Here is an 11,371-nt window from a genome sequence, read left to right on the forward strand (position 1 = left end):
CCAGCTGATCTCCAGAGAGGGCAGTACAGTAATACAATAGCCGCTCCCCGAAAAAGCCCTTATCCGAGTTCTGCATTTCTATATCAATCCACCTGCCATCAGAAGATTTTGCCTTGATATCCAGTATGGTTTCTTTGGCATTGAGGATGGTCTGGATGTTGAAAGGATTTTTAATCACAAGGTCTGTGATCAAAGGGAATCCAGAGTTTTTCATAACGGCATTGATGAAATCAATGAGAATGGGCTTATGCTCTTCCTTGCCGAAGAGATATTTTATGAAGATATCCGATGTGGGTTTTACATAAAAATCCGTGAGCATCTGGTTCAAGGGGGCCTCCCGCTGGTTGCTGATTCATATGGCGGGAAGAAGCATAGCCTGAAAAAGRGGCACCTTCCGGCACAGAATCCGATGTAGTGACTATTGATGAGCGCAGGTATCTGCTTGAAGATTTCAGTGAAGAAGGTCGTCAGCAGCTTTTGAACCTTCGCACCGCCGATGCAGAGCTGAAAAGGCTCAAAGATCAGGAAGCCATAGCCCATACAGCTCGTGAATCCTACGGTCGTGCCCTGGCAGAGGCCATTAAGTCTGCCCGTCCTGTAACGGTACAGTAGGTGTGAAAAAAAGGTTCAGCCCTCCTTGAACCCCCTTACCGCCTTATCGGGTGGTGGGGGGGAGGCTTGTCATTAGCTCTTGCGCCTTTAATGCGTGTGGCTTCGGTGTGAGAGAGTGTGACTCATACAAAAAGAAAAGGTGGAAGCATTATCAGAAAGCTGTCTTGCTTCCCACTTCTCACTCCCCACTTCCCACTGTCCCTTTTTCAGGCTATGCTTCTTCCCGCCATATGAATCAGCAACCAGCGGGAGGCCCCCTTGAACCAGATGCTCACGGATTTTTATGTAAAACCCACATCGGATATCTTCATAAAATATCTCTTCGGCAAGGAAGAGCATAAGCCCATTCTCATTGATTTCATCAATGCCGTTATGAAAAACTCTGGATTCCCTTTGATCACAGACCTTGTGATTAAAAATCCTTTCAACATCCAGACCATCCTCAATGCCAAAGAAACCATACTGGATATCAAGGCAAAATCTTCTGATGGCAGGTGGATTGATATAGAAATGCAGAACTCGGATAAGGGCTTTTTCGGGGAGCGGGCTTTGTATTACTGGACTGCCCTCTATGGAGATCAGCTGGTTACGGGGGATAATTATGCTACCCTGCGTCCTGTGGTCTGTATCAATATCCTTGACTTTAAGATGTTTAAGAATGTGGATCGATACCACCTCTGCTTCATGCTYCGKGAAAAGGATACGCCGGAACTGCTCCTGACGGATCACCTTTCCCTGCATTTCCTTGAACTTCCCAAGMTTACTGCTTAYAATCTGGATAAGAGTCTGGATAACTGGCTTTATTATCTCAAAAATGAAGGCCTGAACAAGGAGGATGAGATTATGGAAAACATCTTGAAAAACAATCCTCAGATAGCCAACGCCAGAGAAAAGTACATGAGCTTTACCCAAGACGAACATATGCGTGAAGCTTATAATTCCCACATAAGATGGAAGCGGGATCATGATTCGGCTTTGTTTCTTGCGAGAAATGAGGGCCGGCATGAAGAGAAATTCCAGACTATCATGGAGCTTCTGGATTTCAATATGAAGCCTGAAGAGATAGCCAGGATTACAAGGCTTTCCCCTGAGAAGGTAAAGGCTGTTATTGCCGCAGGAGACAAGGGGCTGGATCTGCTGATGGAAGATGATAAGGGTGCATCTTGAAGAACAATCCTCAGATAGCCAACGCCAGAGAAAAGTACATGAGCTTTACTCAGGACGAACATATGCGTGAAGCCTATAATTCCCACATCAGATGGAAGCGGGATCATGATTCGGCTTTGTTTCTTGCGGAGCAGAAGGGGCTGGAGACTGGCACGGTTAAGGGTCGCCATGAAGAGAAGTTCCAGACCATTATGGAGCTTCTGGATTTCAATATGAAGCCTGAAGAGATAGCCAGGATTACAAGGCTTTCCCCTGAGAAGGTAAAGGCTGTTATTGCCGCAGGTGACAAGGGGCTGGATCTGCTGATGGAAGATGATGCTACCAGACATTAAGCCCCTTTATTGACCGGATGCAGCCTTAGAGCATGGGTTGTGTCTGGTCTGTAGCAGTATTGGCCTTTTGTAGTTTGCCAGCTCCCAATTTCCTTTTGTCCTGTACGTCTTTATGTTGCTATGGCAGGGCATCCTGATCTGCTTTCTTTGTGTCTTCCTGCAGGGTTTCTATGTTCCCTTGGGTGTTTGTGCATTATGGTACACCCCCTGCAGGTGGTCTTGCTTCCCGCTCCGCTTCGTACTGCCTCCCCCTTCCCAATTTCCTCCTTTCAGTCTATGCTTTTTCCGGGTATGATTATTTTACCGTATTTTCAGAAAGGACATATCTTGGATAGCGAAACAAGCAATTCCAGTGATTACGACAGCCCGTGGAAAGAGGCCGTAGAGCGGTATTTTAAGGAGTTTCTGGCTCTTCTTTACCCTCATATCCATGATGAGATAGACTGGAACCGTAAGCCCGTATTCATCGACAAGGAGCTTCAGAAGGTCGTCCGGGATTCTACCATAGGACGGCGGTATGCGGATAAGCTGGTGAAGGTCTGGACAAAGAAGAATCAGGAAATCTGGGTACTGATTCATGTGGAGGTACAGGGTGACCCTGAAACTGTCTTCCCCAAACGCATGTATGTGTACAATTTCCGTATCTTTGACCGCTATGACAGGGATGTGGTCAGCCTTGGCGTACTGACGGACAGGCAGGAGAGCTTCAGACCGGATTCCTATGCCAGAGAATTATGGGGTTGCAGCCTTGACTTCCGCTTTCCCATTGTCAAACTTATGGATTGGGAGGATGAAGAGCGGTGGAAAGAGCTTGAAAACAGCGACAATGTTTTCGCCCTGGTGGTCATGGCCCAGATCAAGGCCAAAAGCTGCAAATCAAAAGACGAGCTGAAGGCGTGGAAGTTCCATCTGGTAAAACTCATGTACCAGCGGAACTACAGCAARGAAGACATMYTGCAGCTTTACCTGTACATCGACTGGATGATAAGCCTGCCCAGGGAGCTTGAAAAACAGTTCCTTGAMGAWGTTTACCTCTTGGAGGAGGAGAAAAAGATGCCATACATTACAAGTGCAGAGCGGTTTGGGTTGGAGAGGGGGCTGGAGCAACTGCGTCAAGATAAGTTCCAGACCATCATGAATCTTCAGAAATACAACATGCAGCCCGAAGAGATAGCGGATATTACGAGTCTTACCCCCGAACAGGTAAAGGCCGTCCTTGCAGCAGGAGACAAGGGTCTGGATCTTCTCATCGGCGAGGATGCTACCAAGCATTAAACCCTTCTCATTTTGATTTCTTACCCATCCGTGACCGGACGCAGCCCTCAGTATGGGTTGTGTCCGGTTGTTGTCTTTTGGGGCATTCTGTGGCTTCGGTATCTGTTCCTGTGTATCCTGTTTCTCTTGTGTAGATGTTGTTGTCGATTTTGCCGGATGTACTGGATGTGCCGGATAGTAACGAACATCATTTTCACGCTCTCTAGCCCCCATATTTACCGTAGCTTTTGTCCGCTGTATGAGCTGATTTCAGGGGGGCAGGGTAGTACATAAGGCCTGTCTTTTTGCTCAGTCTTCCTCCTCCTCTATCTCTTCTGCCCTGTCTGCATCTGGCTTAATCAGCACTCCCGTGGTTCCGTCCTCATGGTTGATAAATATGATCCCTGCCTCCACCAGTACATGGGCCAGCAGTTTCATGGTGCTTTTCTTCTCCAGTATCTTTCTTTCCAAGCGTGTGACAGCCGTTTCAGACAGGTAGGCTTTGGCTGCAAGTGTCTTCTGTGACCACCCAAGCAGTATCCGTCCTGCCTTGATCTGCTCTCCCTTCAGCAGTTCCACATCATATGCTTTTTCCCTCATCATACCTCCACGCTAGACTCTCCACTTCCCACTTCTCACTGTCTTTACCCGTCTTCCCTCTCTTCTGCCCTGTCCGCATCCGGTTTGATCAGTACCCCAAAGGTTCCGTCCTCATGGTTGATAAACTCTATTCCAGCCTCCATCAGTACATGGGCGATCAGCATGATGGTGCTTTTTTTCCTTACATTGTTCTTCTCTGCCTGGGTGACTGGCCCCTGGGACAGGTAGGCTTTGGCTGCAAGTGTTCTTTGTGACCAGCCAAGCAGTATCCGTCCTGCCTTCAGTTGCTCTCCTGTGATCTGTTCCACATCGTATGACTTTTCCTTCATCATGACTCCTCTCTCTACCTCTGGTGTAGGCCCCTGTGCCTGCTCTGGGGTGAGGGTATCCGAAGTCCGGTGGCTGAGGCTCTCGAAGCCCACTTCCCACTCTCCACTCCATTGTCCATGCTCAGAACACCATAAAGCTCTACAAGCGAAGCTGGGAGCAGGATGAGAAGATGATAGACCGGGTGCTTCTGCCATTGTGGGAGTACGCCAAGCTCTCAGCCATAACACGGGATGATGTGCGGGATTTTCAGTCTTCCTATGTGGCTAAGGGCTACAAGCCGGGTTCTGTCAACCGCATGATGGCATTGGTGAAGTACATATTCTCTTTGGCAGAGCGGTGGGAGTACATCGACAAAAGTCCTGCAAGGGGTCTGTCCAAGCTGGCTGATAACGAGCATAAAGAACGCTTCCTTACACCTGATGAGACGGACAGACTGCTGAAAGCATTGAAGAACTGCCAGGGTGCCGTAGTCCCTGACCTGATCGAGTTTTTGATACTGACCGGTGCAAGGAGGGGAGAAGCCAGCCATGCCAGGTGGGAGGATATGGATTTTGAGCATGGCTTGTGGACGGTACCCATGAGCAAGTCGGGAAAGCCAAGGCATATCCCTTTGTCTGTATCCGCCATGAAGGTGCTGAAAAGGCGTGTGGAAAACAACAGCCCGTTTATATTTGCCAACCCYAAGACCGGTGAGCCGYTGAAGCATTTTTACAGTACCTGGCATCGAATCAGGAAGGAAGCAGGGCTGGAGGATGTCCGGGTRCATGACCTGAGACACAACTTTGCCTCCCTTCTGATCAACCATGGAAGGAGTCTTTATGAGGTACAAAAACTGTTGGGCCATGCCAGCATATCCACCACCCAGAGGTACGCCCATTTGAGTCAGGATACCCTCAAAGAAGCCACTGAAATAGTGTCCCGAAGTATAGGAAGTGATGGTGGTGCAGAGTGATTTGAACCAGGATTCAAAAAACGATGGAAGGAAAATGATGGGTCGTTTTGGGGGGTTAAAGTCTTGTAATCATGTGATTAAGAGTGAAACATTTTTTCAAATCGTGATGGGTAATAGATGGGTACTTTTTTTAGTGATGGGTAGGGTGTCTGATGGGTCGTATGAAATCAGGCGGTTACAGAGGGCTAACTGATGGTTGTAAACAGTGTTCCAGTGAGCATATGCCCATAATGAGGGTGTTTTAACCAAAATGGTCATGATTATGCGTGATGAAGGCGTGATCATGGTGTGATCATGGTGATTTGGTACAGATTCATGCTCAAAACGGTCAAGTGATGAACGATGAGCGGTCATGGTGTGAACATTTGATGAAACATGGATGGTCGTGGTGGTTGCCTGGTGAAGTCCGGTGTGGTGACGGGGTGGGTATGGATGATGCCATGATGAAGGATGACTGAGCTTTGGTGATGAACGGTGCGGAGTGATGGTGGTTCTGTGAACAATGATGCTCAGGGCAGTGATGACGAACGGTGCAAAGAGATGGTGAGCTTGTGATGAATTGTGATGAGAGGAGGAGGGTATGAATGAAAAAAAGCTGTATTCGTTTAAGGAGATCGGTGAGGAACTGAACCTTAATTACAAGAAGATACTCAATTACCGTAATCAGGTCTGTGATTTTCTGCCGGGATGGTTCGATGGTAAGCATTTTAAATGTTTTCATGCATGTATCGAGATTCTGCTTCTGGTGGATGGATTGCGTGGTGAGGGGTACACCTTTCAGATGATAAAAGATATTCTTCTTAAAAAACATACCGTTAAGGATGATCCATTGCTCAGCGAGTGGGTGGATGAGTGTCTGGAGAATTACAGTCATTACTGGTTTAAATGGCCCGATTCTTTAGGTGATCGTGAGTATGTAATGGCCAGTGTATGTTTGCGCCAGGATGAACTGGAATATGCTGGTATGAACCAATACAAACCAGGAGGTGCTGGAATGACTCAGGATATGCTGGTAGGTGCTGGTATGGGCCAGTACAAGCCAGGAGATACTGGTATGAACCAGAGTAAGCCAGAATGTACCGGTATGGATCAGGAGGAACTGGTAGCTGCTGGTATGAATCAGCACGAACCAGAAGGTACTGGTATGAATCAGGATATGCTGGGAGGTGCTGGTGTGAACCAAGACGAGCCAGAAGATGCCAGTAGAAACCAGGACGAGCCAGTACATGCTGGTATGAACCAGGACGAGCCAGTAGGTGCCAGTATCTCCCGGTTGATGCCAGTTGATGCCAGTATGTGCCAGTGTGTGCCAGTTGCTACCAGTAGGTGCCAGTGTGTGCCCGGTGATGATTTTATTCATGGCTTGAACCTGTCCTATGACATGAACTTTACTCTTCCCGATACCCCCATGAGTACAGTCAAGGTGTGGGATTCCCAACCCGTCAATTCAAAGGTACTTGTCCAGGAGATTAAAAATGAGCTGCTGAAAGAGCTGATCCCTATGCTGGAGTCCCTTCTGCAGAAATTTGCAACCAACCTTGGGGGTGAGCTGTCCCGTGCCCTGACCCATGCCTTTCAGAAGCTGGCTACCGAGAGCAACATAGGCATAACCGCTGTCTGTGAGTCCATAGGGGAGTTGCAACACGGTATCAGGAATCTGGATAAGCGGATGACCAACCTTGAAAAGGAGCTGGGTCTGCCAGTGGAAGAACCTCTCCAGCTCTATGAGATAGATGCCAGCAATCTTCAGGTGAGCCTTCAGACGCTTACCTTTGATTTGACTGTTCCCCGTATCCAGCCCGAACAGCCTGAAGATCCTGTAAGCACTGCCGAGGAAGATTCGGAAGAAGATGCTGATCCCCACAACCTGCGCCCTGTGATTGAAAGTATAAAAAACTCCAAGCCCGACAAGGCTGTACTCATTGAGTGGATTCTTCTGATGCGTTCCGGTACAGATCCTGTTCCCAGCTACAACACGCTTGCAGCCATCCTTAACAAGGCAAAGATACTGACCCTTTCCGGTAAAAGCAGGTGGACTTCAAGCACAGTCCGTAATGTGGTTGCAAGGTTGGAGACTGAGGATGGCCCTGAAGTATATGGCGAGGAAGAGGAGGATGGATTGGAGCTGGTGGATGAGGTGGATCTTTCCGAAGAAGATGACCTTCCCAGTGTGGCAGGCGGTGCTGTGCCGGGTACATGGCTGGATATAGAAAACGGGACGGATGAAGAAGAACCTTGAACCCGTGGGGGTGGCTCCGGGCTGCGGGTGTGGTTCCGGAGTGGCCCCTATATATAAGGTACAAATCTGGTCAGGGGAGGGGAGGTTCAGGTGGGTTTCTTTTGGGTGTACTCCAGGGACAGGTATAAAGCGCAGTATGGTGGTTGGAAAAAGTATAATAAAATCAGGTTTACGATTGTTGGGATACCATTCAAAGTAACCTGTCGATATAAACCACAGCCAAAGTAAACAGTACGGAAGCAGGTGGATCATGGTTGAAAGAAGAGTGTACGGGTATCTTCGGGCATCCACAGCAGATCAGGACGCAAGCAGGGCAAAGGATATGCTGGATAAATTTGCCTCAGAAAACGGTGTGTCCGTGGCTGCGTACTTCATAGAAAACGAATCCGGGGCCAAGCTCTACAGGCCAGAGCTGTTCCGGGCCTTGGGCATCATGCAAAAAGATGATGTGCTTCTCATAGAACAGGTGGACAGGCTTTCCCGTCTCAATGCCGATGACTGGCAGAAGCTTCGTGTGAAGATACAGAGCAAGGGGATTCTCATTGTGTCTTTGGATCTTCCCTTTACCCACAGCCTGATTGTAAGGCAGGAGGAGGATAAGGATTTTCAGGGTCGTGTCCTTGATGCTGTCATGGGTATGATGCTGGATGTACTGGCAGCCGTTGCAAGAAAAGACTTTGAAGACAGAAGAAGAAGGCAGATGCAGGGGATAGCCAGGGCAAAGCTGGAAGGCAAGTACGGTGGCCGTAAAAGAGACAGTGCCAAACGGGAGAAGATCCTTGCCTTGCTGGGCAGGGGTCTGACCTACAGTGAGATCGAGGGAGCCTTGGGTGTGAGCCGCAGAACCATAGCCAGAACCAAGGCCGAGGGTGTCTGATGGGAAGATGGCATGGGGGGCTGATCCTGTGGCCACCTATATATAAGGTATAAATCTGGTCTGCGGTGCAGGGTGTCGGGGTCTGGATGCTTTTGTATCGACACAGGGCCGTATCTGATCCATAGTTCAAAATGCAGACAGCAGATGCAGGGCAGGCAGTCCGCAGGGTGGAGTCTTTCTTTCCTGCATATTCTGATTATATTAACAAAAAGGAGGATGGGATGGCAGAGAGAGTGTCCCACGATCAGAACTTTAAAAATCTGGCACGGGACTTTACCAGGGAGATAGCAGAGTTCTTATCCCCGGAGATCCTTGAAGGTATGGGCAGGCTTATAGATTGTAAGCTTGTCAATCAGGAGACCCAAAAAGAAAAGCTGAAAGACCGGCATTTTGTGCTGGACATACCCATACTGTTTGTCTTTGAGAATGGGACTCTGATCCTGTGGCTGTTGGAGTTTCAGGAGGATAAGTACAAGTTTTCCATCTACAAGGTGGCCCACTATGGCATAGACTACATGAAAGCCCATCCCGGTGCCATTGTCATCCCTACGGTGCTGTTCACAGACCGCAGGAAATGGCGTAAGGATGTGGACAGGGTTCTGGACAGCAGCTTTGGGGAAAAGAACTACATACACTTCGAGTACCAGAAGATCCGTCTCTTTGAGTATCAGGCCAGGGATTATTTTGATTCCACAAACCCTGTAGTCATGATTCTCCTTCCCAAGATGAACTATGAGCCAGAGGAGAAGGTAGATGTCGTAATGAGGGCCATGACCGGACTGTTTCGCTTGGTGGGTGCGGCTCTGTTTGAAAAATACCTGGATTTTATTTACACTTATGCAGATATACAGGAAAATGAGCAGGAAGAGTTGCTCAGTCTGCTCACAGAAAAGGAGGATGGTATGCTGTTATCAGAACGCATTCAGGAGAGAAGCCGTTATAAAGAGAAGTACCAGACGATTATGAACCTTCAAAAATACAAGATGAAGCCTGAAGAGATAGCGGACATTACGAGTCTCACCCCTGAGAAGGTCAGAGAAGTTCTTGCTGCCGGTGACAAGGGACTGGATCTGCTCATAGGCAAGGATGCTACCAAACATTAACGGCTCCGTATCCATCTTCTCTGCTGTGGTTGCTGTATTGGCAGCCATGGCAGGGTTGGGGAGTCTTTTGCTCTGTTTGGGTTCTGCGGATTCACGCCTCCCTGTTCGAGTTCTCCAGTTTCAGCCCTCAGTTCGAGTTCTTCGGATTCACACTATCTTGTCATGCCCCGGATACCCTCTGTTTTTGCCCTTGCAGCAGTAATTTCCCCGCACAGATGCCCATTTTAACCCCGCAGCACCCATATTGACCCTCCCAAAGTGGTGATCAGTGGATTTCAGGTATATATTACAACTATGAATTGAAACATTATTCACCTGTTATCTATCCAAAACCAGACCCCTTCTGCCTTTTTACGGGCAGCGGGGGTCTTTAATTTAAAGGAGGTCACTATGGTTATCGAACAGTACAGCTCAGCGGATGTGAAGGAGCTTGCCAAGGCCATGCTCCGGGTGCAGCAGGAATTAAGGCCTGTTCAAAAGGACAGGAAAAACACCTATACCAACAGYATGTACGCCACCCTAAGCTCTGTCATGGAGGCTTGCAGCAGTATTTTAATTAAGAACGGAGTCTGGGTGACGCAGTATCCTGTTCCTGTAGAAACCGGGCATCTGGGWCTYGTTACCAAGCTTATGCACGCAGAATCAGGCCAGTGGCAGTCTTCCCTGCTCATGATGCCTTTGTCYAAAAACGATCCCCAAGGRTACGGTTCCGCCATCACCTATGCCAGACGCTATGCCYTRTCTTCCATGGTTGGTATTATTACAGAAAACGATGATGATGCTGAAGGGGCCTGCATCAGAAACAACAAAAATCCACAAAAACAAAATAACTTCCCACAGTCACCAAAGCCTCAAAACGATCCATTTCCYCCGGYAAATCAGGCACCTTCTACTCCTCAGAATCCCCAAAATCAGCCCTCCAGTATGGATACCCTGCCCCGTCTTGACGGCATCTTCTACAACACGGTTCATACCGAGGATGGAAGGGCCTACATAGCGGCCACGGGAGACACCATGCCTAAAAAGGATATCCTCAAAGAAGCAGGGTTCCGCTGGAACGCAGAGCGCAAACTCTGGTGGAAGCACAGCCAGCAATCCGCAGCCTGAACATCCCATCCCCATTCATCCAGACACAGGGCCTGCCGGTATTAGCCGGTGGGCCTTTGTGCGTTTAAAGAAGGCAGTCATGACCATCCATCACACAAAAGAGTCCATGGGTCTTTTGGCTCAGATTACCAAGGGTCTCCTTGCCCGGAGTCAGAACATGAAAGCAGATCTTGGAGACAGGTCTTCTTATATCGGTATGTCGGATATAGGCAGGGGCATGGAGTGTCTTCGTGCTGCTGTGGCGGATAAGTTTCAAAAAGCAAACAGTCCTGAAGAAGTCGCCCGGTGGTATGCCGAGGAAGATACGGAGAGGATACTTGCAACCCTGCAAAGGGAGTTGGTGTTTCAGCGGGGTCACTGGTTTGAATCCGGCATGGGAGAAGTTCTGCGGTCCAACGGTTCAAAGCCCATCCATCAACTGGAGGTGGCCATAGTCAATGACGGTATGCCGATGAAAGCCCATCTGGATTTTACCATGGCCTGGGGTGGCAAGACTCCTGCTGTTCGCATCCTTGAAATCAAAAGCACGGAGCATATACCCGCCAGTCTGTACGCTTCCCATGAAACCCAGCTCTACGGTCAGCTTGGCATTGTATCCGCATATTGGGATCAGCCCTGCTTCAGTACCAAAAACCATAAGAACCTGACCTTCCCTGAGATAGTCCTGAAGGAGCTGGGGGTGAGAATGCCCGATACTTCCGATAGCGTGGATATACAGGGCTGGGTTCTCTGTCTGAATATGAGTGGCGTAAAACCCTTTGGCCCCTACCGTCCGGATTATCTGCTGTGGGGGATATG

13 protein-coding genes are annotated in these 11,371 nt (G+C 48.8%); 10 read left to right on the forward strand and 3 right to left on the reverse strand.

Features of this window, described 5'->3' with window-relative positions; all coding sequences use genetic code 11:
- Positions 1–319, reverse strand: a 319-nt coding sequence (locus FIM25_RS16445; protein WP_246052249.1) for an Rpn family recombination-promoting nuclease/putative transposase, incomplete at its 3' end; no start/stop codon positions are given.
- 95 nt (positions 320–414) lie between these two features.
- Here FIM25_RS16445 and FIM25_RS16450 point away from each other — a divergent pair.
- The 4 genes from FIM25_RS16450 (at position 415) to FIM25_RS16465 (ending at position 3,386) form a co-directional block, all read left to right on the forward strand.
- Positions 415–612, forward strand: coding sequence for a DUF6447 family protein (locus FIM25_RS16450; RefSeq protein WP_139450945.1), 198 nt, complete (start codon positions 415–417; stop codon positions 610–612).
- A gap of 267 nt (positions 613–879) precedes the next feature.
- Positions 880–1,779 (forward strand): Rpn family recombination-promoting nuclease/putative transposase, encoded by a 900-nt coding sequence (locus FIM25_RS16455; protein ID WP_246052252.1) that lies wholly within the window; start codon positions 880–882, stop codon positions 1,777–1,779.
- Positions 1,776–2,111, forward strand: coding sequence for a hypothetical protein (locus tag FIM25_RS16460; protein ID WP_139450947.1), 336 nt, complete (start codon positions 1,776–1,778; stop codon positions 2,109–2,111). The genes FIM25_RS16455 and FIM25_RS16460 overlap by 4 nt, the downstream gene beginning before the upstream one ends.
- Before the next feature lie 327 nt (positions 2,112–2,438).
- Positions 2,439–3,386 carry a hypothetical protein gene (locus FIM25_RS16465; RefSeq protein ID WP_139450948.1) on the forward strand — a complete coding sequence of 316 codons (948 nt, stop codon included), beginning with the start codon at positions 2,439–2,441 and terminating at the stop codon, positions 3,384–3,386.
- 288 nt (positions 3,387–3,674) lie between these two features.
- Here FIM25_RS16465 and FIM25_RS16470 read toward each other — a convergent pair whose 3' ends face one another.
- Together FIM25_RS16470 and FIM25_RS16475 are read right to left on the reverse strand one after the other, a co-directional pair.
- Entirely contained in the window at positions 3,675–3,965 is a 291-nt protein-coding gene (locus FIM25_RS16470) for a helix-turn-helix domain-containing protein (protein WP_139450949.1), read from the reverse strand.
- 44 nt (positions 3,966–4,009) lie between these two features.
- A complete protein-coding gene (locus FIM25_RS16475; RefSeq protein WP_139450644.1) occupies positions 4,010–4,294 on the reverse strand; it encodes a helix-turn-helix domain-containing protein in 285 nt (94 codons plus the stop codon).
- 170 nt (positions 4,295–4,464) lie between these two features.
- Here FIM25_RS16475 and FIM25_RS16480 point away from each other — a divergent pair, with 170 nt between their 5' ends.
- From FIM25_RS16480 to FIM25_RS16505, 6 genes are all read left to right on the forward strand, one after another.
- Entirely contained in the window at positions 4,465–5,247 is a 783-nt protein-coding gene (locus FIM25_RS16480) for a tyrosine-type recombinase/integrase (protein ID WP_139450950.1), read from the forward strand.
- A 580-nt stretch (positions 5,248–5,827) separates the two neighbouring features.
- Positions 5,828–7,486, forward strand: a complete 1,659-nt coding sequence (locus FIM25_RS16485) for a hypothetical protein (RefSeq protein ID WP_139450951.1) — start codon at positions 5,828–5,830, stop codon at positions 7,484–7,486.
- 250 nt (positions 7,487–7,736) lie between these two features.
- Positions 7,737–8,363, forward strand: coding sequence for a recombinase family protein (locus FIM25_RS16490; protein ID WP_139450952.1), 627 nt, complete (start codon positions 7,737–7,739; stop codon positions 8,361–8,363).
- Between the two features lie 221 nt (positions 8,364–8,584).
- Positions 8,585–9,466, forward strand: a complete 882-nt coding sequence (locus tag FIM25_RS16495) for an RpnC/YadD family protein (RefSeq protein ID WP_139450953.1) — start codon at positions 8,585–8,587, stop codon at positions 9,464–9,466.
- Between the two features lie 390 nt (positions 9,467–9,856).
- A complete protein-coding gene (locus FIM25_RS16500; protein ID WP_139450954.1) occupies positions 9,857–10,573 on the forward strand; it encodes an ERF family protein in 717 nt (238 codons plus the stop codon).
- A 79-nt stretch (positions 10,574–10,652) separates the two neighbouring features.
- A partial coding sequence (locus FIM25_RS16505) for a hypothetical protein (protein ID WP_281279347.1) occupies positions 10,653–11,371 on the forward strand: 719 nt, incomplete at its 3' end.

The sequence above is a fragment of the Desulfobotulus mexicanus genome (assembly GCF_006175995.1).
GTDB lineage: Bacteria > Desulfobacterota > Desulfobacteria > Desulfobacterales > ASO4-4 > Desulfobotulus > Desulfobotulus mexicanus.